Source organism: Propionispora sp. 2/2-37 (assembly GCF_001298735.1).
Lineage (GTDB): Bacteria > Bacillota > Negativicutes > Propionisporales > Propionisporaceae > Propionispora.
On record NZ_CYSP01000002.1, the window covers coordinates 293,628 to 317,970 of the forward strand.

General features: G+C 48.6%; 24 protein-coding genes. 1 reads left to right on the forward strand and 23 read right to left on the reverse strand.

The window, feature by feature from the left end:
- The first annotated feature begins 361 nt into the window (after positions 1-361).
- On the forward strand, positions 362-2,077 hold the full coding sequence (locus tag P22_RS03200; RefSeq protein ID WP_054258758.1) for a methyl-accepting chemotaxis protein: 1,716 nt from the start codon (positions 362-364) through the stop codon (positions 2,075-2,077).
- 365 nt (positions 2,078-2,442) lie between these two features.
- Here the strand turns inward: P22_RS03200 and P22_RS03205 are convergent, their stop codons facing one another.
- The 23 genes from P22_RS03205 to P22_RS03315 all read right to left on the reverse strand — a co-directional run bounded on the left by P22_RS03205 (position 2,443) and on the right by P22_RS03315 (position 24,287).
- Positions 2,443-3,321 (reverse strand): hypothetical protein, encoded by an 879-nt coding sequence (locus tag P22_RS03205; protein WP_054258759.1) that lies wholly within the window; start codon positions 3,319-3,321, stop codon positions 2,443-2,445.
- A 29-nt stretch (positions 3,322-3,350) separates the two neighbouring features.
- Entirely contained in the window at positions 3,351-4,631 is a 1,281-nt protein-coding gene (locus P22_RS03210; protein ID WP_235814541.1) for a zinc-binding dehydrogenase, read from the reverse strand.
- A gap of 167 nt (positions 4,632-4,798) precedes the next feature.
- Complete coding sequence (locus tag P22_RS03215; protein ID WP_054258761.1) at positions 4,799-5,161, reverse strand: PTS glucitol/sorbitol transporter subunit IIA; 363 nt, start codon at positions 5,159-5,161, stop codon at positions 4,799-4,801.
- 69 nt (positions 5,162-5,230) lie between these two features.
- Positions 5,231-6,217 carry a PTS glucitol/sorbitol transporter subunit IIB gene (locus tag P22_RS03220; RefSeq protein WP_054258762.1) on the reverse strand — a complete coding sequence of 329 codons (987 nt, stop codon included), beginning with the start codon at positions 6,215-6,217 and terminating at the stop codon, positions 5,231-5,233.
- A gap of 15 nt (positions 6,218-6,232) precedes the next feature.
- Positions 6,233-6,799, reverse strand: coding sequence for a PTS glucitol/sorbitol transporter subunit IIC (locus tag P22_RS03225; RefSeq protein ID WP_054258763.1), 567 nt, complete (start codon positions 6,797-6,799; stop codon positions 6,233-6,235).
- 73 nt (positions 6,800-6,872) lie between these two features.
- Positions 6,873-7,295: a transcriptional regulator GutM gene (locus P22_RS03230; protein ID WP_054258764.1), complete on the reverse strand. Its 423-nt coding sequence runs from the start codon at positions 7,293-7,295 to the stop codon at positions 6,873-6,875.
- Between the two features lie 32 nt (positions 7,296-7,327).
- The gene (gene srlD, locus P22_RS03235) at positions 7,328-8,101 is read right to left on the reverse strand and encodes a sorbitol-6-phosphate dehydrogenase (protein WP_054258765.1); all 774 of its coding nucleotides are present in this window, start codon (positions 8,099-8,101) and stop codon (positions 7,328-7,330) included.
- A gap of 90 nt (positions 8,102-8,191) precedes the next feature.
- Positions 8,192-8,368 carry a hypothetical protein gene (locus P22_RS20885; protein WP_172675799.1) on the reverse strand — a complete coding sequence of 59 codons (177 nt, stop codon included), beginning with the start codon at positions 8,366-8,368 and terminating at the stop codon, positions 8,192-8,194.
- A 46-nt stretch (positions 8,369-8,414) separates the two neighbouring features.
- Positions 8,415-9,359 (reverse strand): sugar-binding transcriptional regulator, encoded by a 945-nt coding sequence (locus P22_RS03240; protein WP_054258766.1) that lies wholly within the window; start codon positions 9,357-9,359, stop codon positions 8,415-8,417.
- Between the two features lie 222 nt (positions 9,360-9,581).
- Positions 9,582-10,319, reverse strand: a complete 738-nt coding sequence (locus P22_RS03245) for a hypothetical protein (protein WP_054258767.1) — start codon at positions 10,317-10,319, stop codon at positions 9,582-9,584.
- 10 nt (positions 10,320-10,329) lie between these two features.
- Positions 10,330-10,833 (reverse strand): ECF transporter S component, encoded by a 504-nt coding sequence (locus P22_RS03250; protein WP_054258768.1) that lies wholly within the window; start codon positions 10,831-10,833, stop codon positions 10,330-10,332.
- A gap of 63 nt (positions 10,834-10,896) precedes the next feature.
- On the reverse strand, positions 10,897-11,667 hold the full coding sequence (gene eutC, locus P22_RS03255) for an ethanolamine ammonia-lyase subunit EutC (protein WP_072169770.1): 771 nt from the start codon (positions 11,665-11,667) through the stop codon (positions 10,897-10,899).
- Positions 11,668-11,672: 5 nt separating this feature from the next.
- Positions 11,673-13,037 (reverse strand): ethanolamine ammonia-lyase subunit EutB, encoded by a 1,365-nt coding sequence (locus tag P22_RS03260; RefSeq protein WP_054258769.1) that lies wholly within the window; start codon positions 13,035-13,037, stop codon positions 11,673-11,675.
- 19 nt (positions 13,038-13,056) lie between these two features.
- Positions 13,057-14,460 (reverse strand): ethanolamine ammonia-lyase reactivating factor EutA, encoded by a 1,404-nt coding sequence (locus P22_RS03265; protein ID WP_054258770.1) that lies wholly within the window; start codon positions 14,458-14,460, stop codon positions 13,057-13,059.
- A gap of 102 nt (positions 14,461-14,562) precedes the next feature.
- Positions 14,563-15,144: an ANTAR domain-containing response regulator gene (locus P22_RS03270; protein ID WP_054258771.1), complete on the reverse strand. Its 582-nt coding sequence runs from the start codon at positions 15,142-15,144 to the stop codon at positions 14,563-14,565.
- Positions 15,141-16,580, reverse strand: coding sequence for a sensor histidine kinase (locus P22_RS03275; RefSeq protein ID WP_054258772.1), 1,440 nt, complete (start codon positions 16,578-16,580; stop codon positions 15,141-15,143). Before P22_RS03275 ends, P22_RS03270 begins: the two co-directional genes overlap by 4 nt.
- Positions 16,581-16,674: 94 nt before the next feature.
- Positions 16,675-18,051, reverse strand: a complete 1,377-nt coding sequence (eat, locus tag P22_RS03280) for an ethanolamine permease (RefSeq protein WP_054258773.1) — start codon at positions 18,049-18,051, stop codon at positions 16,675-16,677.
- A 323-nt stretch (positions 18,052-18,374) separates the two neighbouring features.
- Positions 18,375-19,646 carry an NAD(P)/FAD-dependent oxidoreductase gene (locus P22_RS03290; RefSeq protein WP_054258775.1) on the reverse strand — a complete coding sequence of 424 codons (1,272 nt, stop codon included), beginning with the start codon at positions 19,644-19,646 and terminating at the stop codon, positions 18,375-18,377.
- A 322-nt stretch (positions 19,647-19,968) separates the two neighbouring features.
- Positions 19,969-20,415, reverse strand: a complete 447-nt coding sequence (gene rpiB, locus P22_RS03295; protein WP_054258776.1) for a ribose 5-phosphate isomerase B — start codon at positions 20,413-20,415, stop codon at positions 19,969-19,971.
- 67 nt (positions 20,416-20,482) lie between these two features.
- Positions 20,483-21,142, reverse strand: a complete 660-nt coding sequence (gene rpe, locus P22_RS03300) for a ribulose-phosphate 3-epimerase (protein ID WP_054258777.1) — start codon at positions 21,140-21,142, stop codon at positions 20,483-20,485.
- Between the two features lie 17 nt (positions 21,143-21,159).
- The gene (locus P22_RS03305) at positions 21,160-22,077 is read right to left on the reverse strand and encodes a transketolase family protein (protein WP_054258778.1); all 918 of its coding nucleotides are present in this window, start codon (positions 22,075-22,077) and stop codon (positions 21,160-21,162) included.
- 2 nt (positions 22,078-22,079) lie between these two features.
- Positions 22,080-22,889: a transketolase gene (locus P22_RS03310; protein WP_373432664.1), complete on the reverse strand. Its 810-nt coding sequence runs from the start codon at positions 22,887-22,889 to the stop codon at positions 22,080-22,082.
- A 363-nt stretch (positions 22,890-23,252) separates the two neighbouring features.
- Positions 23,253-24,287: a zinc-binding dehydrogenase gene (locus tag P22_RS03315; protein WP_054258780.1), complete on the reverse strand. Its 1,035-nt coding sequence runs from the start codon at positions 24,285-24,287 to the stop codon at positions 23,253-23,255.
- Between the last annotated feature and the right edge of the window lie 56 nt (positions 24,288-24,343).

Genomic DNA, 24,343 nt, shown 5'->3' on the forward strand with positions numbered 1-24,343 from the left:
TACAGTTTTAACAATTGTATGATTACAAAATTAATATGGACCTCTGTCGAATTACACATTTTACCAGATAAATGAATCCATCCTCATTATATCAATTTATTGTAAACTGATGAGCGGTAAATAAAGGCAGACAAAACCTGAAAGGTGCTCCTTACGCTTATTCCATCATTTGTTGGATATTGTGCGCATATTCAAGTAAAAAAACAAAGGATATTGACGAATTTTGTAGGAATATGGTCTTAATATGAAACTGTGGTTTCGAAAACGGAGGTGTTGTTGTCCAAGCAGTCCTGTCATTTTTTTTGCACTTATACCATCATCACGCAACAAAAACTTTCAATCTATAAGGAGGAAGAGTCTCGTGAATTTTTTAATAAATCTGAAAACAAGCGTAAAGCTGGTCGTTCTTATCTGTGTTGCCTTGGTTTCTCTGGTTTTGGTAGCCTTTACCGGATATTATTTTTTAAATCAATTGTCAGACACTCTGTCCACTATCTACAGTGACCGCCTCATACCCGTAAAATTGCTGAGTGAAAGCCGGGCCAATCTGAATCGCGCCAATTCCGCTCTATTGGAGTTAATGCTCACAACCGACCCGCAAAAAAGCCAGGAACTGCAAAAGATTCTGGAAGACCGCTCTGCTAAAATTGCCGCTAATCTGGCAGCAGTAGAAAAGACTCATCTGGATACACGTGCACAGGAATTGCTGGAAACAACCAAAACGGGCCTGCAAAAATATAACACCGCCAGCCAGCAGCTGATCAGCCTGGCGATGGCAAACAAAAATGCCGAAGCCTATACGCTCTATGTCAGGGAAGTTGATCCGGTTGCCACTGCGGCTTTCGACGATTTACGGGATTTTGCCGACTATTATGCCCAGTTGTCCGAAAAAATGAACGCTGACAGCCGGCATGCGCTAAGTACGTCCGCCTATATCATGCTTGGCATTTTTATTTTTTCGTTCATTCTGTTGATGCTCAGCGGGCTGTACATCGCCCGTCTCATCACCCGCCCGCTCCATACTATGGTGTTAATCTGCCGGGAACTTGCCGGCGGTGATTTTCGGGATAAACCGCAAAGAATATTTCGTAAAGATGAAATTGGAGAGTTAGCCGACGCCATGGTAAATATGCGCCTTACGCTCCGGCAGCTTTTAAAGCAGGTCAATGAATCAGCCGAACAACTGGCCGCCTCTTCCGAACAATTAACCGCCAGCGCCGATCAGTCAACGCAGGCTGCCTCCCAGGTTGCCGAATCAATCTCGGTTGTAGCCAAAGGCGCGGAACAACTGCTGGATGTGGCTAACACCACCACCACGGCAATCGATCAGACATCAGCCGGAATCCAACAAATTGCCATCAGCGCCGTAGATGCTTCCAGCCAGTCCGATCAGGCCGTTGATAAAGCATCAGACGGCAGCGATTCCGTAAAAAAAGCAATTGACCAAATGCAGCAAATTGGCGACAGTGTCACCGCTTCCGCCCAGGTCGTAACTAAATTGGGCGAACGTTCGAAAGAAATCGGGCAAATCGTGGATACGATTTCCGGCATTGCCGGACAAACCAACCTGCTGGCCCTAAATGCTGCCATCGAAGCCGCCCGTGCCGGTGAACAGGGACGCGGCTTCGCCGTAGTGGCGGAAGAAGTTCGCAAACTCGCCGAGCAATCCCAGGAAGCCGCCAAACAGATTGCCAATCTGATCAGTGAAATTCAACAGGATACCGATCAAGCAGTGGCATCCATGCAAACGGGGACGGAAGAAGCGACGCTGGGAATTGATTTAGTAAACCAGTCCGGCCAGGCTTTCCAGGATATCGCAGCCCAGGTATCCGCAGTATCCGGCCAGGTACGGCAAACTACGGATGCAATCGAACAAATGGCCATCAACAGCCAGCAAATTTTTGACGCCGTTAAACAAATTGATGAATTAAGCAGAATGACCTCCAGTGAATCGCAGACAGTGTCCGCCGCCACCGAAGAACAACTCGCCTCCATGGAAGAAATCTCGTCCGCCAGCCAGTCCCTGGCCAAAATGGCCATGGATTTGCGCGATGCGGTCGGGAAATTCCAGGTATAATTAGTCAGTTTACGCGAAAGTATTTACCAAGACCATACAATATAAACATATGGAAGGGATGTCTCAAGTGCTTTAAAACACATTTAGACATCCCTTCCATATGTTAAGACGAAAACAAAATAAAATTCCAATACCTACTTCGTACTTTTGTCAGGAAACAAAAGTACCAAAAATTCTAGGCCTGTCTTCCAAAAGACTTGGAAAACCGCCAGCTTACTAAAATCCGTAAACTCGCTTTGTTCAAACAAACGGATTTCTTAACGTAAGCCGGCGGTTTTCCATCCTTCGGACCGTCTTTTTCCAGAAAGGCCGTCAAAACAACGCCCCGAGATAATTCAGCAATCATGAATCGAACCTAGCAAGAACTATTGATCCAACCGCCCCAAACAGCCGGGAAGCATATCTTCCAAAAGTATATCTACCATTTCTTCCGGGCTGTGCTCCCGGCTGCGGAAAATATCCGTACCACATACCAAAAAGTCGGCGCCGAGCGCTGCAGCCGCCGCGATGGTTGCCCGCTTGACTCCTCCTTGAATCTGAATGGCCCCGGAAAACTGCCGGCGAAAAAAAGAAATATATTCCCGGACCGGTTGGGTGGCCAGCGCTCCCTGAGCGGAGGTTGACCGGGCCGCCGTTTGCTCTGCCTGAAACGTCAGCATCGCCAGTTCCGAGAAAAACGGTTTTATCGTGGCATACGTTTTTTTCCTGGGAACTGCGGCGCTGTTTCCCGGTCCGAAAATTTCAAGAACCGGACTGGCGCAGCTTCCCTGCCGCTCTATCAAGCGGAGGAGACGCCGGTGAACAGCGTCATCCGCCAGGACTTCCAATTGATAACAAATAGCGCACTCTTCCAGTTTGCGATATTGCTCCAGTTGTTTCAGCGGATCGTTGGTCAGAAAATGGACGTTCAGATAGCCGTCACAGCGTCGTATTTCCCGGTTAAGTTCCGCTAAAAAGTCCGGGTCAAAAACGGCCGTGTTATCACCGGGCCGGTTATTGCCAAAGCCCGAATAGTCACTGACATTGATATCCACATGAAAGGTTTTGATCTTTTTCTGTTGGAGCAGCTTCCGTACCTGAAGAAATACCTCGTCCTGCAGTTGCCGTACCGGAGTCGTATCCAGCCGGCCATCCAGCAGAGTAACCAGTGCCGGGTTAATCCGGACAATTCTCCCGGCAAGTACATGCTCTGCCGTAACCGGCAGGGGAGACACCGTATAAAAATCCTGAACCTGTTGAACCATACCAACAACTCCCTCAAGCGGAATTATCGTTATTTTTCAATGCCTGGCGCGTGTCGCAGGAGATACTGCTCGGCCTCATAACACCACAAACCGCGATTGGCCTCGACAATGTTTGCCAGTTCACGAAAAAGCGGATTGTTTTTCCCTAACTCACCCAGTTTCTCAACCGGCGTCAGGTCCAGCTCGATCTGGCTGTAAATCAGCTTCTTTCCCCCGCCGATGGACGGCAGGTTTAAAATGGTATCCCGCGCACTGTTTAATCCGCCAATGTGAGTGACAATAATTGACGGGTCAATCCTTCTCTCTTCAATCAGGGCCAGCGCGTCGCGCATATCCTCGGGATAGCCGCCACTGGTCCCGACAATATGGTTGGCGGCATAATGGACCTGATAGTAATTCAGTTCGGCTTTAAAATTTTTATCGGTCGGGCCGGCAAAAAAGTTTAAACAACCGTCCTGCGCCAGCAGGTCACTCCCCAATTCCGCACTTGCCTTTAACGGTGCATACACGAACACATCATCGTACCCCCGGCCATCTGTCAAATTAAGCAGATACTCTTTCTGATCACCGACATCTTTGGTATTGACATAGCGAAGGGTAATCCCATATTGGGCCGCCTTTGCCACCGGATTATATTTTTCAGCCCGGGCCAGTTTCTCCTCACTGGTGCCGGTGACTACCAGCAGTTCCGGTTTCCGGGCGGCCGCCATGGCGTAAGCGACAGCTAAAAATCCCATCGGCCCCGAGCCATTTAAGATGATCATATCGCCCCGGTTTTTGATCCCCATCTCATGGGCATAACTGCCTCCCACCGTGTGATAGCTTGCTTTGCAGGCGGCCACAATGGACGACAGCGGTTCGGCCAGCGAACCCTTGTAATAGGCCTGCCCGTGATAAGGCAGGAGACAATCCTGCAGCATCACTTCATTGGGAATCACAATATAAGTGGCATTGCCGCCGATATAGCGGTAAGAATACCCCGGGCCAAACGGACTGCCCTGATAATTTAGAGTAGGCTGGATGGCAAATTTCATGCCCGGCTGGAACTTTTCCTGCCATTTGGCCCCCACTGCCAGGATTTCACCGCAGAATTCATGGCCGACAATGACCGGATGCTGCGCTATATCATCAGGAACCCGCCGGTGTTCACTGCCCTGCAAAACCGTTTTATAGGTCGACATGCACACTCCGTCGGTGATCACTTTCGCCAGAATCTCATTTTCCTGCATAGCGGGCAGTGCAAACTTTTCCAGCCGCAAATCCTGTTTCCCGTACATACGTAATGCCCTGGTATCCACTAAACCGTTCACTCCTTACAGACCGCCATTGGAGTTCACTGCCAGGTATCGCCCAGCATCAATAGTCAGCCTTCTGGTATTTTTCTTCCATTCCACACCACCAGCATAAGGGTATGTGACGGCCTTGTCAAGGCATGCCTCGTTTGCAAAAACACACTTTCGAAAAAGCTTCTCTTCTGTCAGCTTCTGAAGATAGCTATCTCATCACCGATTTCAATTTCCGGCATAACTTTGTCTTCAAGATAAATGCTGCCCCCCAGCCCTTCCTTCGCACCATTAAACCGCAGGGTTATATGCCCCAGGTTGCTAAGATTGGCCTCCACTTCATCCCCTACATACAGAATGGCATACTCCTGATTACCTATCCGCAGGATATCGCCCGCCCGTACGGCCTGCAGCACCTGGTTGCCGCTGTGTAAAATGCAGTAGTCGGCTAATTCTTCCGGAGCGTTGTCCTTAAACAAAATAATCATCTTTTCACCTAAAAATGCAGTGGCCGAATTGCCAATATTGGTTACCCGGGTTTGATAAATCAGTTTCATTCTACGACCTCCCTAGTTAGTAAAAAGGCAATGCAAGCAGCAGCACTGCTTGCATTGCCCTAGCGGATTTTAGTTGGAATAAAGACCAAAGCTTGCCAGCCAGGCAACCAGTACCGTTGTCGGCCCGGTAATAAAACGGGAATACAATACGGCAGGAACACCGACTTCTACCGTTTCCGCTTCGGCTTCCGCCAGTCCCAGACCTACCGGGATAAAGTCACAGGCAGCCTGGGAGTTGATGGCAAATAATGCCGGCAATGCCAGATGAGGCGGAATGCTCCCCCTGCCGATTTCCACCCCCACCAGCACGCCGATAACCTGGGCAATAACGGCGCCTGGTCCTAAAAACGGGGACAATACCGGAAACGAGCATATTGCCGATATGATTAAGAGTCCCTGAATCGTTCCGGCCAGCGGGGTTAGCATGTTAGCAAACACATCACCCACACCGGTGCTTAACACCAAACCGATCAACATGCAGACAAAGGCCATAAACGGCAAAATCGTTCTCATAACGGTGTCCACGGTATCACGCCCTGCCTGATAAAAAACACCAACTACCGAACCCATGAATTTGCCGACTTTAGCCATAAAACCGCCGCTTTGCTGGCTGATTTTCTTGGAGGTATCATATTTAGGCTGTTTGGCGGTGACGGCTTCATAAACCGGCGCCGGCGCCCCTTCGCCGCTCAGCTGCACATTCGCTTCCTTCACATCCGATACATAAATATCGGCTTTTATGTGTTCCGCCAGCGGGCCACTTGGTCCGGAAGGCATTAAGTTAACCGTGGGAATACGTTTTTGCGGGTAAATACCGCAGCGCAGAGTCCCCCCGCAGTCAATAACGACGCAGGCAATTTCCTCATCGGGAACCTTGGTTTTAAAACCGTCCACCAGGGTGCAGCCGGAAAGTTCGGCAATCCGTTCGGCTACCGGCGACATAACACCTCCGGTAACATTTACCACTTTATTTCTCACTTCATTCGGGGTTATGACCAGAGGACCTCCAAAGCCGCCCCGTCCGGCCGTAATGGTAATAGAATGATAATTTGCCATCTTTTCTGCTCCCTTCTACGCATTTATGCTTGACTGTGTCGTACTGACTTCGCTTTTCAGCCGGATTCCCTGCTGTTTTTCCACATAAGCCGTGGTAAAGTCGGTAATCCAGCCGCGGAAGAAGTTGGTAACCACACCTACAAGAAAGTAGCGGACAGCCAAATCAACGGTAGGCAGCCCCAGCTGCGTGATTCCGGCGGCAATCCCCAGGAATACGAACAGCTCGCCCGGATTTACATGCGGAAATAAGCCGTTTAACGTATGGCAGGAAAAAGATCCTGCCGCATAATAGCTTGGTTTGTACTTTTCCGGCATAAACTTGCCAAGCGACAAGGTCATCGGGTTACAAAAGAAGAAGGTTCCCACTACCGGCAGTATCAAATAACGGGATATGGGATTGCCGGCACTCTTATAGGCAAAGCGTTCCACCTTTTCCTGTCCGACAAACCGTATCAACGCGTTCATGGCCACCAACAGCATAATTAACTTAGGAACAATACCAGTAAACATACCGACAAACGTCTTCGCTCCCGTCTCAAATACCCCATTGAAAGCGGTTGCAAACCAGATTAGAGTATCCATTTCTTTTTCCTCTCTTTCTTATTGAATATAAAAGTTCTGTTAGACCGGTACCTTGACCGGAATTTTCAATCCGTCAAGGTAATAGGGCACCTGTCTTTGCCGGTATCACCTCCATGGTCGTATTTGCCTGAATAAACGCCCGGTAGTTATCTACCGCGTTTAAAACAGCCCTGGTCGTTTGCCTGTCCAGTCTGATGTATTCACAAATGGTTTCGTCTATCTTGTTTAACTGATTGCCCTGTAAGGCAGGGAAGGGGTGAAAACGGGCAAAGCTGGAAACTCCGGACATTCGCTCCCCTGTCAGAATCGTACCGTTGGCATCAATGCAGAAAAGCACCACCACGCCGGCTACCATCCGGCCTTTCGAGCGGCCGGCCACAACCCTTCCGCGCTGCCGCAGCGCCTTAAAGCGGCCGTTGAAGTTTCGCATTTGAAAAAAGCCCAGCACACCTTGCAGTCCCCAGAGTCCGGCAGCCAGCAACAGCATTTCCCACATACAAATCCCCCCTTCCTATACTTACCTGATATTTAATGCATGACCTGGCCGCCGGTGATGTTAACGGCCTGGCCGGTAAGATAACTGGCCTGATCGGACGAATAAAAAGCCACGGCATTGGCTACGTCCTCTACCTGACAGCCCCGTTTCAGCGGCACTTTTTCGATATATACCTTCTTAACCTCGGATTCCGGTATGCCCAGCTTGACGGCATATTGCGGGATCAGGCTTTCAAACATTTCCGAATCCAGCATATTGCCCAGCATCATCGAATTGACGCGGATATTGTGTTCGGCCAAATCCAGAGCCAGGCTCTGCGTCAGGCCGACAACACCGAATTTAGCGGCGGAATAGCCGGGATTGAATTTACTGCCGACTTTACCGGTCTTGGAATTAATGACAATAATGGAACCCGGACCGCCCTGCTTTATCATTTGCTTAGCGACTTCACGGGCACAAAGGAAATACCCCGTTAAGTTTACATCCAGTAAAAACTGGAAGGTTTTTAATTCAAACTCCGTAATTTTTGCACTAATGGTAGCGCCCACATTGTATATCAGAGAATCAATCCTGCCAAATTCCCGGACGACCGCTGCAACCAGTTCCCGGACATCCTTTTCCACGCAGACATCCACTGTAAAGGCCATCGCCCTGCTGCCGGCGGCCGAAATATCCGCCGCCACCTTCCTGGCATTTTCCCCTACCAGGTCGGCAACCGCAACTTCGTAGCCCTCTCGTGCCATACGCTTGCTTAAATGTGCGCCTAGTCCTCTGCCGCCGCCAATAACCAAAGCTATTTTTGCCATGTTCATTACCTCCTGAGATACATTAAAATTATTGCTTATGGAATACGATTTGCCAGGATAAGAAAAAGCCATGGTATAAGCAATCAGTGCTTAGCCCATGGCTCTTACATGCTGACGAAAAGTATTGTCATACGTTTTGTTATCATCCGCTACTTTTTCAATCCGGATTAAAAACTGTTCCTGCTTTCCCTTGATCATAACTTCCTTATATGCAAATAAGCTGTAAATCTTATCTCCTGGCTGCAGAGTCTTCATTTCATTTGCCAAATCCAACCCTCCTAAACCATGTTTATTTAGAATGAAACACCCGCAATTACCTGTCATCCCCCTGCCTTTCGTTTTTAAAATCCAACAACAGCTTTGCGGTTAGTTCATCCGTGATCAATACATTAATAAACTTTCCTTTCAAGGCCCCGTAAATAGCCGGCACCTTTTCCGGCGAAGCGGCCACTCCGATAGAATAATTCACTCTTTTAATGGTATCGGGATGAATGGCGATGGTCCGGTCGGTTAAGACGGTATCCACCACATTGCCATGCACATCATAGAACCAGGAGCAAACATCACCGACAACTCCTGCCTCCTGTAACGCATCGGCATATTCCCTGCCCAGCGCGCCCATCCAAACCAGATTGGAAGACTTAAGCGGTGTTCCCACCCCAACAACAGCAATGCTGACTTGCTCCCACATGGTAATCACCTTGCGGCAATTATCATCCCGGATCATAATGTTCCTGGCTTCCGCGGACCCGGCTATCGCCGGCGCATATAGGTAATGGCTTTTGGCTTTAAAGGCATTGGCCACCTTATAGGTTATTGTATTGACATGAAAATCACTGTCAACATTTCCCGGTCCGCCAACCAGCGGAATCATTTCCACATTCAGTTTTTCGCAGGGCTCCATAGCCGCGGCATTAGCGATCGAAGCCATGGTCTCCCCCCAGGCAAAGCCAACCACGTCACCGTCATGAATGATCCGTTTTAAAAACCGGATACCGGCTTTTCCCAAATCTGCCGCGGAAGAAATGATATAAACTTCCTTCAGATCAAACTTCTCTTCCAGTTTGGCTTCCAACTCTTCGAACTCATCATTTACGACCGATATCTGGACCAGCCCGGCCAGCATGGCTTTTTTTAAATATTTACTGACCGTGGTACGGTTAATGCCCAGTTTAGCGGCGATTTCATTCTGATTTTTATTTTCCAGGTAATACATGCGTGCGACTTTTATTAACAAACGTTTATCTACAGCCAACATACGATAACCATCCTGTGCCGAATTTGTCATTCATCGTCACATTTGTGACGGTACGTAACTTTTGTTGCTTCGTCTTTATCGTAATATATTTTTTAGAAAATTGCAATATATAAAATCAAAATTTTTTAGCTTATTTTAATAACATGGCCATATATTCTGACAAAAAAAAGACTCATGTGCTACAGTACCAAGACCGAGCCGTGAATCTTTTTTATAAAGGCCTTATTGTCGGTTAACCAGTTCGCCAATCACTTCCGTTTCGTTAAGCCGGGGCAGCTGTTCCAGAAAGCACTTCTTGACCACGGCCAGAACGACCGTACTGGGACCGGCCGATTTCTGCATATCCACCGCAATCTTCTTGGCCGGCACAAAAGTCAGCCCGTTAAGGGCAGCCAACTGCCGTATTTCCGCCAGAATGCCCTGTGATCCTACCGGTAAAAGCTCATAAACGTTTTTCAGTCCTGCCAACCGGGTTACTGTTGCATAATCAATCAGCCGTGCCTGCAGGACCTCCTGTCCGACCCTGGGCTTTCCTATGGCCAGCACCGCTGCCCCGTCCCGGCAGGTGTTCACCTTTAAGCGGGAACTTTCGGCCAGGCCGACTGCCGTAATGCCCAGTCCGGTAGCAATCGTCGGGAAATTTTCTTCCGTGCTGCCAGTCAGCACAACCTGGTCAATACCGGCTAAAGCCAGTTCCTCTTCAATACCCTGTATAATCCCTTTTCCCGTCGGTTCCATCTCATTACAAACGGCATTGGCCAGACAGACGACTTCCGCTCCCGCGCAGAGAATCTCCAGCAGAACCACTCTCGCCGTATATTTTCCGGTAACGACGGGGGAAACCTTGAGTGTGTCGCCGTCTTTTAAGCCGGCGCCGCCACAGCTGTCGCAGGCAATCACCATGGTTTTCCCTTGTCCGATATCCACCAGGGTCAGGTCTCTTACCTTTCGTATCTTCATCGCTTGTCCTCTATCTGTGTTGTAAGTGTTTTGATAAAATCCGGTACAATAAAAAAGCCAGAACGATATTTAGCAAGGCTGCTCCGGTCAAAACCGGCAGCAAGGCCAGCATACCGCTCCGCCCCATTGCCGGCAAAAGCCAGGGAGCCAGCAGCAGCAAGGCCAGCGGGCCGTTAACCGCCGTACCGGCCATCATTGCCAGGAGCCGTGCCGTATAGGCATTTCCCTGTCGTGCACTTATGTGCCGGTAGATCAGGCCAAACACCGCCATAGCCGCTGCCATATCGGCCATAATCAGCAAATGAACAGGCAATGACAAAGGAAATCCCGACAACAGAGCGGTAAAAAAGTGTCCGGCGGCACCGATGAAGGCACCTTCAACCGGTCCTAACAGCAGTGCGCCCAAAAAGCCCGGCATGGAATCAAAAGCAATGGTTCCCATAATCTTCAGATTGGCACCTATATAGCTTACCGCAACAAACAAGGCAAGCAAAACCAGTCGTTTGGTATTCACTAGTCTCCCCCACAACAAAACAAGCTCTACATATTAGATTATACTATCAGCAGCGGACTTTAATCAAATTTTTAATTCAATGCCGCTTTTTTTCTCCTGCATCATCAATTTTATTAAATGGACAATTTGCGCCCCGGCCTCCACCGGCGGCGTACCTTTTTTATAGATGTTGGATATGACGGTCCGCTGGTGTTCCGGTTTTAGCGGACTGGATTCATACGCCATATAGGAACTCATACTTTCTCCGGTTGCCAGTCCCGGACGCTCGCCGATCAGGAGCACCGTCACTTTGGCATTAAGGGCCTGGCTGATTTTGTCCATAGTCGCCACACGCCCGTACTTAATAAATATGGGCGTGCCCACCCGGTATCCTTCGGCCCGGGCACCATCGACAATAACCGGATAAATGTCCCGGATATTGGCCGTAATGGCATGGGAACTCAATCCGTCGGCAACCAGTATCTGTACTTCCGGGGCATAAATACACTGTTGTTTTATTCTGTCCAGCGTCTCGCCGGAAAACAGCCGGCCCAGATCCGGACGGGTAATATATTCTTCTTTGTCCTTTACCATGGTCTGCACTTTAAAAAAACCCATTGCATCCATCAGGCTTTCGTCCACATACGACCAAACCGAATCCACCGCTACCGCATGATCGGCACGAAAGCGCAGCAGCGTTTCCGTTTTCAAACGGTCGGCTGCCCTTCCGACGCAAATACGGGCATTGGTTGTCTTCTTCAGGCGTTTGCAAACTTCCTTATCGGCCGGATGATCAATCGTCACCCGCTCGCTATAATCAATGGCCGCTATATCGTTGATTTCTTTTAACTTCATAATCTTCACCCCGCAATTGTAAATATGGACGGATCACCCGCTTTTTCCGTCAGACAGTTATCCTTCATAATCCCCAAAGCTTCCATGCGGTCGGCAAATTCCTTGATCGGCCTTTTACCGGTAATGGTCCGGATGGCGGCAACATCATGATGGCTGGTCGTCTGATACATTAACATAACATCATCACCACCGGGAATCCCCATAAAATAAGTGCAGTCGGCAGCAGCCAGCAGCAACGCCAAATTTTCCAGATCGTTCTGGTCGGCTTTCATATGGTTGGTATAGCAGACATCAACTCCCATCGGCAGGCCGGTCAGTTTACCCATAAAATGGTCTTCCAGCCCCGCCCGGATAACCTGTTTGCCGTCATATAAATATTCCGGGCCGATAAAACCGACAACCGTATTCACCAGGAAAGGCTTATACCGTTTGGCAAAGCCGTAGCATCTGGCTTCCATGGTGAGTTGGTCGGCCTGATGGTGTCCTTCGGCCGAAAGTTCGGACCCCTGACCGGTTTCAAAATACATAAAATTAGGACCGGCCGAGCTTTTTCGCTCCTGCATGAGGGAGTAAGCCTCATCCATTAACGGCACGCTGATGCCGAAAGCTTCATTGGCGATTTGCGATCCGGCAATGCTTTGGAACATTAAATCCATAGGCACCCCTTTTTTCAGCACTTCCATTTGGGTGGTCACGTGCGCCAGAACACAGTTCTGCGTAGGAATATCCCACGTGATCATAAACTCTTTAAACTTGCATAAAATGTTTGACACACTGTCCACCATATCGGCAACAGGATTTAGCCCAATCACGGCATCGCCCACACCATAGCTGATCCCTTCCATCACCGAGGCCATGATACCGTTTACATCGTCAGTGGCATGGTTCGGCTGCAGCCGGGATGAAAAGGTTCCCTTGCGTCCAATGGTAGTGTTGCAGGTTGCCGTATTTTCGATCTTTCTGGAAACATATACCAGATCCAAATTGCTCATCATTTTCGCAACGGCTGCGATCATTTCCGCCGTCAAACCACGGCTGACCTCTTTGATTGTTTGACCATCAGCCTTTAACAGATATTCCCGGAAGTCACCCACCGTCATGGATTTGATTTTTCGATACTCCGACATCGACACTGCATCCTGGATCACCCGGGTAACCTCATCTTCTTCGTAAGGTACAACCGGATTATTTTTCAAGTCTTCCAGGGTCATTTCCGACAGGACCACCTTGGCGGCCACACGTTCCGCCATGTCCTGAGCCGCAATACCGGCCAGGCTGTCACCTGATTTTTCTTCGTTGGCTTTCGCCAGCACCTCTTTAACATCTTTAAATTGATAGCTTTTACCAAACAACCTCGTCCTTAATAGCATATAGACACCTGCTCTCTTTTTAGGTAAAGATTAATGTTTTAATCACCACCGGCACAACCTGGGCTATCGGCTTGCCCACATCCACGTATTCACCGGCTTTAACCCGTATTTTATCAATACAAATCACCGGTTTTTCCTGGTTTACCAGATTGCGAAGGGTCTGCCCCAGTGCCTTGGCAAAATCATTTTCCACAATGACGACGATTGGCAGCCGGCTATAGGCCAAACCGTCCACGATTCCCCGGGCCATGTCTTTTATCTGCTGGTAGGAGGGAGATATCGGCCCCTGAAAAGCAATGGCAACCTGCTCCTGACCGTAGACCCGGCTGCGCCGGGCAATGACTTTGGCCATCGTGGAAACTTGTTCTTCTCCGGAACATAGTTTGATAATCGGGATATTTTTCAGCGGCAGTACGGTTTCATCATAGGCGATGGTGCTGCCGCTGATGGTAACCGAATGGCTGCCGGCGCCAATTACGGTGGCCCGGATTTTTTCCCTTGATTCCAGCAGCTTGCCGGGACAGCCGGCAAACGCGTTGCGGATGGCGGTACCAAGCAGCGGGCCCATATCGCCGAATACCAGCATATCGCTCAAAGTGCGTATTTCCTGATCACCATAAATAAACTCCGCCACTCCTCCGGAAAACATAATCCGCTCTGCGGCAATGCCCTGATGAGTATGATCAATAAATAACGTTTGGCTGGCCGGGGTAAGCCGGCGGTTATCCTGAATCGCCCGGAAAATTCCGGCAAAAACGGCTGCCAGCTTTTCTAATTGTGCCAATTCGGGAACCGTACCCACCTTAAGATCCATTCCCAAAGAATGAAGCAGTGGCTTTATCCGCTCGGAAATATAGGTAAGCTGGCCCTGCCGGTCCAGCCGGATAACTCTGGCCCCAATATCCAGCGCAAAAGCATCCAGCACTTCACCTTCCCAGAACACCGCCGCATTGCTGGTCCCGCCGCCAATATCCACATTGATGATTTTTGCCGCCATTTCTTTCGACATTTCGCCGGCACCGGCGCCAAGACCGGCCAGCACCGCCTCCAAATCCGGTCCGGCGGTGGCTACCACGAAATCACCGGCAAAATCCGCCAGGGCCGTCAGCACTTCTTCGGCATTTTCCTTTCTGGCCGTCTCACCGGTAATAATCACCGCTCCGGTGTCAATTTGCTCTTTCCCTATGCCGGCACGGCGATATTCCCCGGCAATGATTTCCTGCAGCTTTGCCAGATCAACCCGGTCGGCCGCCAGCAGGGGGGTAAAATGCACCATACTGCGGTACACAACCTGCTTAGCGGTAATTTTGACTTCGGGCAGTAAAAACGGTCCGGCAGTATTCTCTATTGTCATCCGGCTGAAAATGACCTGTGTCGTCGTCGTCCCAATGTCGATCCCGACGCTCAGCATCGTTTGATTCACCGCTTCTCCCCTCTCCCTTGCTTTATCAAAAGAAAAACGCCCATATAAGGACGTAACTCCATACATACTTATATAGGCGCTTTTGCCGTCAGCTATTCCTTTTTACTGCCTGCGTTCTCTCTCCTGATCAATAATCCTCCGGGCAATCTGCGCCACAGTGACCTGATGACGCATGGCCTCCCGCAGCATCCGTTTATGGGCTTCCTGCGCCGAAAGGCCCAGATGATCCTGGACAAAGGCCCGTGCTTTGGCAATCAGCTTGTGATTTTCCAATTGTTCCCTGGTCTCCTTAAGTTCCTGATTCACCTGACACATATCCTGCCAGCGGCCATAAGCAATTTGCAGTGTGGCCAACAGGTTTTTCTCCGATACCGGTTTGACCAGATACCCGTAAACATGCACGGCTTCTGCCCGTTTAATCGTGTTGGGCTGGCTATAGGCCGTAACCATCACCACCGGAATATTCAGGCCATGCATGACCTTCGCTGTTTCTATCCCGTCCAGCCCCGGCATCATCACGTCAAGGATGACCAGCTCCGGTGCCGTCTGTTTGGCAAGCTCAATGGCTTTCAACCCGTCGCCGCATTCGGCACACACAATATGTCCGGCCTTTTCCAGCATTTCCTTGATATCCACGCGAATCAACACTTCATCTTCGGCAAGTAGTATCGATAATGGTTTCACAATGCGTACTCCCTTCTGCGCGAGGGAAATGAAATTGTGGCAATCGTCAAACCGTTTTGGCGTTTCAGTTCAAATTGCCCCCCCAATTGTTCACAGATTAATAACTGTACAATATATAATCCCAGTTTATTCCCTGGTACAGAACGAGGTATGATTTCTTCGCCGCCGCTGTCAATCACCCGCACCGTAATATACCCGGCCGTCTCCGTAATCACAACCCGGATCTCGCCATAAGACCGGTCCTTGATCCCATGCTTCAGACTGTTGGTAATCAATTCATTCAACACCAGAGCCACCGGTACACTTTGCTGGGCCGCCATGGTGACATTTTCCCCCTGTACCGGAGTGTGAATGACTTGTTCCGACAAACTGTAGCCTTCCACAATATTGGATAAAATATATTCAGCCAGTTCTTTTAAGTTCACCGTTTCCCAGGATTGATGCGCCAGCACCTCATGTACTTTGGATATGGACAGTATCCGGTTCACACAGGTGGCAAACTCGGTCTGAACCGGCTGTGATTTCGAACGGTTCATCTGCAGCCGCAGCAACGACACCACATTTTGCAGGGTGTTTTTCACCCGGTGATGAATTTCCTGGATAACGGCACTTTGTACATCCAGTTCCCGTTCTTTCTGCCTGAGTTCCGTCACATCCTGCACCGATACCACACAGCCGCTTAACTCTCCGTCCGTTACCAGCGGATGGGCCTGAAACATATAACTGGCATTAGCGAATTCAAAATTAGCCGGTTTTTTTAAGCCTTCCACCAATTCTTCCAACGACCCGTACGACAAAGCCGTAATAAAATTGCCGCCCAGTGCCTCCGTACCGTACAAAGCAGCGGACATCCGCACCGCATGCTTATTGGCATACGTGGTTTGCCCCTTACTGTCCAGTACAAAAATACCGCTGCCCAACCATTCTTCCCAGCCCCAGCCGGTCATAGTAAATTCCATCAGGGTACGGCTCAAATGTTCGGCCGTCTGGCTTAAAAATTCCACTTGCTCCTCCTGGCGTATTTCTGCGGAAATATCCTTTTCCATAATTAACACGCCAATGATTTTCCCCGAAGGGTTGGTAATCGGTACCACCGTTTGCGCAATCGGCAGTCCCTCCTGGCTGATACCACGGATATCCCGCATAATGACTTTGCCGGTCAATGCCTTGTAAACGGCCGGCTCTTTTTCCGCATAGGCCAGCTGTCCGACCACACTCTTGCGGTATAAAGAACGGTTGGCGGAAGAATGGGCCCAGGCCAGCACAATGGAATCACTGCCGTTTTTGCAAAGCGAGTCGATAAATACGTCGGTTCCGGTTAATTCTGCCGTTATGCCGATCTGCCCGGCTATATTTTCCAGGATCATAATATCCGGCAGAGTCAATTCCGTATGTTCAATACATAATCGCCTCAGTAATCCCGTTGTATTTGTCATTTGCCCATCCTCCGCTGCCCCTGCTACTACTTTAGTTAAGCATACTTTTTTGAAAGAAGTCAATTCCTTCTAGCTTTTTGCGGTATCCTGTGTTTTATGAGTCCAGCTCATCCAATACGCCGAATTCTTCTTCAAACGGCCGGATATTTTTATTTCCCCAAATGAAGTAGTAAATGACGGCTAGGGCATATACTCCCAAAACCCAGGTTAAGGCTTCACTGGAAGTATATACTAAGCTGCCCAGGCAAAAGACGGCCATCGCCACACTGATAACCGGCACAACCGGGTAGGCTACTTTAAACGGGCGTTTTAAATCCGGCTCTTTGGACCGTAAAACAAATAAACTGACCAGACTGATAATGTACATGATGACCGAACCGAAAGCGGAAATGGTAATGACCACGTTGGTCAGACCGGTCAGGGCAGCCCCCAGGCCAATAATACCCGGTAAAATCAATCCCCATACCGGAGTCCGGTGCTTAGGATGAATATAAGCTAAAAACTTCGGCAGATAGCCGGTACGGGCCATGGCGAAAGTCTGCCGGGAATAACCGAAAATAATGCCGTGCAACGAAGCAATCAGGCCAAACAAGCCGATAAAGTTGATCAACAGCACCAGGAAAGAACCTTCGCCGTAAATGCCGCTTAACGCCATCGGCAGCGGAAAATCAATAGAGTCAACCAATTTGGTGTCGGTAATGCCGGCGGTCAACAGCAACGTCGCAAAGGCCATAACCATTAACGTGCCCATACCGCTTAAAAAGCCAACCGATATATCCTTTTGCGGATTGACCATTTCTTCCGCCGACATGGCACCGCCTTCGATGGCCAGATAAAACCAGATGGCAAACGGTACGGCGGCCATAACTCCCTCCATGCCGTTAGGCAGCAGCGGTTCGGCCATCAGCCGCGAAAGCTCAAAATGCGGTAAAGCCAGCGCCCAATACAGAACCAGACCTACCAGGGCAACAACGGTAACAATCAGTTCAAAGGTTGCTGAGGTTTTCATACCCCAATAATTAATAAAGATGAATAACAGAAAGGCAATGACGGTGGCTGTAAGCACCGGTATGCCCGGCAGCATATTATGAATGTAGCCGCCTACCGCCAGGGCAATGGCCGGGGGAGCAAACACAAATTCAATTAAGCAGCTGATGCCGTTCATGTAACCCCAGAATTTACCCAGCCCGCGCCGGGCATAAGCCGACGGCCCACCGGCATGGGGAATGGCGGTCGCCAGTTCGGAATACGATAAAATAAACGTAACATAGAATATTGTAACCGGAATCAAGGCCAGCGCCAGACCAATCGCTCCTCCTGCCGCAAAACCATAACTCCAGCCGAAATAATTGCCGGAGATAACCAGTCCCACCGCCAAAGCCCACAGATGAACGGGTTTCAGCACCCTGGTTAATTTCACACTTTCCTCGCCTGCCGTACGGACTGCAGTGCTTTTAATACTAGTTTCCATATACCAGATCCTCCTTAAAACCTTAGATCAAACTAAAAAAATAAAGCCCATCATAACCATAAGTGTTTTCCCGCATAGTTATGATGAGCTCCCTTGCTCAGCAGCTATTATATTTTTTCCCGCTTGGACTTTCTTTACGCTTTCTTTTTCCCTCAGCCTCCTATGCAAAAAAACAAGAAGCCCAACGCGAAATGCTGCACAAACAGCATCCCGGTCAGGCTTTATTGCCCAGTATTTCTTTGTTAAAACCTATCAATAAATAAATCAGCTGAACATTTATTGTTTATATAATAACCAAGTTTGGCGTAAATGTCAAATGGTAATTATCCCTTAAGCTGTTTCTTAACATTCGGCATAATCAGGCGTACACTGCGGTCATAGAAGAAGTATTCCCAGGCCCAGTTGATCATGGTTATAATCCGGTTTCTTGCACCAAGCAAGCGGATAACGTGAACGATGAGCCAAAGCACCCAGGCGATGAAACCGTTCGGTTCCCAATTTCCCATTCTGGCTACCGCCACATTGCGGCCAATGATCGCCATAGCTCCGGGATCTTTATACACGAAGGTTTCCTGCGCTTCGCCCTTAATCGCATGACAGATGTTTTTGGCCGCCACTGCAGCACCCTGGGTTGCCACCGGCGCAATCATCGGCAGCGGACGCCCGTCCTGTTCAAAATGCGAAGAATCACCAATGACGTATACTTCCGGATGAGTCTCTACCTGCAGCGTGGAGGTGACCGCTATGCGGCGCATGCTGGCCAGTTTCAAACCGCTTTCGCGGGCTACGCTGGCAGCCTGCACACCGGCTCCCCATACCAGGGTATGCGAAGGAATAACCACATCGCCGTCCAGCAATACGCGTTCGCCGTTAAAATCAACTACCTTGGCTTCCAGGCGCACATCGACGTTCTTTTTACGCAATACTTCCACCGTATAATCCCGGTGCTTCTGGGGCATAACCGGCAACAGGCAGGTAGCCGCCTCCAGAAGAATGACATTTACTTCTTTCAGGTTTAATTTCGGGAAGTCTTTAACCAGCACCATGCTCATCAGTTCGGAAATGGCTCCCGCTGTTTCTACACCGGTAGGACCGCCGCCAACAACCACAAACGTTAACAGGGCCTTACGCACTTCCGGGTCCTGTTCGTATTCGGCCCGTTCCACCATGCTTAAAATGTGATTGCGCAGGCCAATAGCATCTTCCATATCTTTTAAGCCAAACGCATTGTCTTCAATGGATTTCATCCCGAAGAAATTGCTGGAGCCGCCGGTGGCAACAATCAAATAATCGTATGCAATATCCTTGCCGTCGGTTGTCAGCACTTTCTTATTATCTGCATCAATCTTGGTTACCCTTGTCATGCGAAACTCAAGATTTTTCTGATTACGCAAAATATCCCGCAGTGGATAGGCGATATCGGACGGCTCCAGTTCGGCAGTCGCCACCTGATATAACAGCGGTTGAAACAACTGATAATTCCGTTTATCAACCAGCGTTACCCTTACCGGTGCATCGGCCAACGATTGGGCAGCTTTTAATCCGCCGAAACCTGCTCCTACAATGACTACATGTGGTCTGTTATTTTCTCCCATAAACTAAACATCCTTTCGCTTTAAATGCTGATTCTGCTTTCAGTATTTACCATATGTGATTTTTTTCACTCTTTTATCTGTGATTATTTTCACTCTTTCAAACGCATAAATATTGTAAAAGAATACACAGATGTATTGTGTGTTATTGTACCAGAATTATAGCATCAATTTCAAGTACCTTTGCGAAAAAAAGTTCATTTTTTCACATATTAAAGAAAATAAAAAAGATTTACAGTCACATTCTGGAATATAAACTGTAAATCTTTTCAAATAACACTTTCAAAGGCAATTCACAATTTATATTGGCATTAAGCCTATTCTCTTAGCACCATTTGGTGTTTTCTATTTCGGCAAGCAAATCCAGACGCTTTTGATGATGAGCCCCAGCATAGTTTGCTTCCAGCCAGGTATCCACAATCATCAAAGCCAGACCTTCGCCAATTACCCGTTCCCCTAAACAAAGAATATTCGAGTTGTTGTGTTCTTTGGTCATCTTAGCACTATACACGTCGCCTACTACGGCCGCCCGTATGCCCGGAACCTTGTTCGCCGCAATGGAAATGCCTATTCCGGTACCGCAGCAGAGTATCCCCTCACTGCATTCACCGGATTTTACGCTCTTTGCCACTGCCAGCGCAAAATTAGGATAATCCACGCTCTCCTTCGAGTTGGTCCCAAAATCCTTGCAGGCAATGCCCTTGCTCTCTAAATGCTTTTTAATTGCATTTTTGAGTTGAAATCCCCCATGGTCGGCACCTAAAGCTATCATGCCAACTCACCTCCTGAATAAATCATAGTATATAGAGTGTAACAGGCATGATGATACGGTTGCTTTATCATTTCAAGGCTGCATAAAAGGCCTGTACATTCTTTTCTATAGAGCCGCCGCTGAAAATAGATGAACCAATAACAATGTCACTGGCCCCCTGCCGTACTACCTCGGCAATATTGGCAAGATTAATTCCTCCGTCTACCTGAATGTCAAAAGTCAGTCCCTGCTCCTGCTTCCAGCGGGAAAGGCCGCTGATCTTGTCCAGCATCAACGGGATAAACTTCTGTCCGCCAAAACCCGGCTCCACAGTCATAATCAAAACCCGGTCCAGCATGGATGCCACATGTTTAATGGTATCGGCCGGAGTAGCCGGATTTAAAGCCACACCGGTTTTCATGCCCAGTTTTTTAATAGTATCCAGCGTCCGGTATAAATGCACGCAGGCTTCCGCATGGACGGTAACGGAATCTACCTTTGCCTCTGCCAAGCGGCTCAGCAGGGCATCGGCATCAGTGACCATCAAGTGGGCGTCAAATTCCATAGCCGAGGTAACGGAACGCAGCATTTTGATCTGATCCGGTCCAAACGTAATATTAGGAACAAAATGTCCGTCCATAACATCCAGATGCAGGACAGGTACTGAATTCTTTTCCAGTACCTTGATGTCCTGCTCCAGATTGCAAAAGTTAGCTCCTAATATTGACGGCGATATTTTTATCGACATCATGAATCTCCTTATTTTTAGAAAGACTTAGCCGTTTTGGCAATGCATTCGGCCGTCAGGCTGTGGCATGCCAGCAAATCAGCCGGTTTTCCTGAACTGCCGAAGCAGTCGTTCAGACCGATCATTTGCACTTTGGTCGGCAGTTCCTGCGATAATAATTCACAAACGGCAGAACCCAAGCCGCCGATAATGCTGTGTTCCTCCGCAGTAACCACTTTACCGGTTGCTTTTGCCACTTTTAATACCAATTCTTTATCCAGCGGCTTAATGGTACCGATATTAACAACCGTTGCCTGAACACCTTCTGCCTGCAGCTTGTCGGCAGCTTCCAGAGCTTTGGCAACCATGATGCCGGTAGCAATGATGGCCACGTCTTTGCCTTCACGCAATACTTCGCCCTTGCCCATTTCAAACTTATAATTGTCACCGTGAATGGTCGGCGTAGCGGCTCTGCCCAATCTTATGTAGACAGGTCCCACATATTCCGCAGCAAAATGGATGGCCTGTTTTGCCTCCACATCGTCGGCCGGGTTTAAAACAACCATATTCGGTACGCTTCGCATCAGGGCAATATCCTCCACTGCCTGATGGCTGCCACCGTCTTCGCCAACCGTTACGCCGGCATGGGTAGCTGCAATTTTTACATTAAGTTTCGGATAGGCAACCGAGTTTCTGATTTGCTCGAAAGCACGACCGGCAGCAAAGATAGCAAAGGTGCTGGCAAAGGGAACTTTACCACAAGTTGCCAGGCCGGCAGCAGTTCCGATCATATCTTGTTCAGAAATACCCATATCAAAAAAACGTTCCGGGCATGCTTTTTTAAAGTCAATAGTTTTCGTGGCTTTAGCCAGGTCAGCATCCAATACCACTACATTCGGGTTTTTGCTAAGTTCTACTAAAGCCTGACCATAGGCTTCTCTCGTTGCAACGCTCATGCTTACAGGCTCCTTTCCAATTCAGCGATTGCTTGATCTCTTTGTTCTTTATTCGGGGCACTGCCATGCCAGCCGACCTGATTTTCCATGAAGGAAACGCCCTTACCTTTTACGGTTTTGGCAATAATGGCCGTCGGTTTGCCTTTTACCGTTTTGGCTTTATCAATGGCAGCACTGATTTCGTCCATATTATGGCCGTCAATTTCAATTACGTTCCAGCCGAAAGCTACAAATTTGTCGGCAATCGGATTTACATTCATAACTTCAGTATTCGGCCCGTCAATTTGCAGACCGTTAAAGTCAACAAAAATTGTCAGGTTATCCAGTTTGTAGTGCGCCGAAGACATGGCGGCTTCCCAAATCTGTCCTTCCTGCAGTTCGCCGTCACCAAGGATGGAATATACACGGTAGTCTTTGTTATCCAGCTTACCGGCAATAGCCATACCATTAGCCGCCGACAGTCCCTGTCCCAGCGATCCGGTTGACATATCTACCCCAGGAGTCTTTTTCATGTCCGGATGCCCCTGCAGAGTGGATTCAAACTTCCGCAAGCTTTTTAACTTCTCAACCGGGAAAAAGCCCCTTTCCGCCAGTACCGAGTACAGGCCGGGCGCTGCATGGCCTTTCGACAGGACAAATCTGTCCCGGTCAGCCCATTTCGGGTCTTCTGTACGAATATTCATTTTTGTGAAATATAACACAGTCAATATGTCGGTCATGGACAAAGATCCGCCTGGATGTCCGGAACCGGCTTCAGCTAACATGTCAACGATGTTAATTCTTACTTTTTGCGCTATTTTCTTTAGCTCCATAGTATTCATCCGCATTCACCTTTCGTTTAAAAGTATCCATTCTAATTGCAGTTGAATGTACTGCCCGGCACTAACGCCAGTATGGTTGGTTAATGCTCTGCCAGCGGCCTTACGGCCTACTTGCGCCTTAAAGTCTGTTAAGATTTTCACATTGCATCTATCCCCATGAAGCAGTTGCCTGCCATAGACGCAACTCACTTAACCAGCTTAAGGAAAAATCCAGCAGATCACATATATTATATACTATATATTCAGATAAAAAAACATGCTGAAAAATATTTTTTATGTATCATGAATACCAGTATTCTGCTTTCCATCTCTTTTCTGCCTGGCACAGGGCGGGAAAAACCAGGCAAAATGCTTTTATTCCTCAATCGGAGATAAAACGACTTTTATGGCTTCGCCTTTTTTAATGGTATCATATGCCTTGTCCCATTCGGTGATTTTAAATTGATGTGATACCAATTCATGCGCTTTTACTGCGCCAATATTCATCAAATGCAGGGAAGGTTCCCAGTCGGCGGGTTTCTGGCTGCGGCAGCCCATCACCTTGATTTCTTTTTGGATAATCTTTTCAAAGTCTGTGGAAATCTCAGCCTGCGGGAAAATACCTACCTGAACATATTCTCCCTGTTTTCTTAACAGATCCAGTCCGGTATTCAAAGAGGGAGGTGCGCCGGTGCATTCAAAAACAATATCGGCACCATAACCGTCAGTCAACCCATTAACCACTTCTTTTAAATCCTGAGTCTGAATATCCACGGCCTTGTCAATCCCTAAGCGGATAGCCTTGTCCAACCGGCTTTTATCTTTGCTCAGACCGGTAATGACAATCTTCGCTCCATAATGTTTCGCTATCTGGGCAACTAAAAGACCAATCGGTCCGGGCCCAAGAACTACGGCCACATCACCCGGTTTTACACTGCTTTTCATAACGGCATGATGGGCACAGGCCACGGCCTCCGTCATAGAGGCAGCCAAATAATCCACGTTTTCCGGAAGTTTATGTACACTTTCCTTCCGTGCGATCAGGTAATTGGTAAAAGCGCCGTGTACCTGAGATCCCAGTCCTTTACGCGAACTGCATAGATTATAATCCTGGGATTTGCAATACCGGCATTCACCGCAAATGTGGAAGGTGGTTTCGGAAGTAACCCGGTCACCCACTTTAAATTCGGTAACACCCTCACCTACTTCAACCACTTCACCGGCAAATTCATGTCCTAACGTTACCGGAACGGCCACCTTATACTTGCCTTCATACGTATGTAAATCAGAACCGCAGATACCGGCATATTTGATTTTAATTTTCACTTGATTAGGACCTACCACCGGTTCTTCCCGGTCAACGACAATCAGGTTGCCATGCCCTAACTCCTGCTTTACAAGTGCTTTCATCAGATACCGCCTCCATGTTTTTTATGCGCCTGTTGGGCTGGCATTTCTAAATGCCA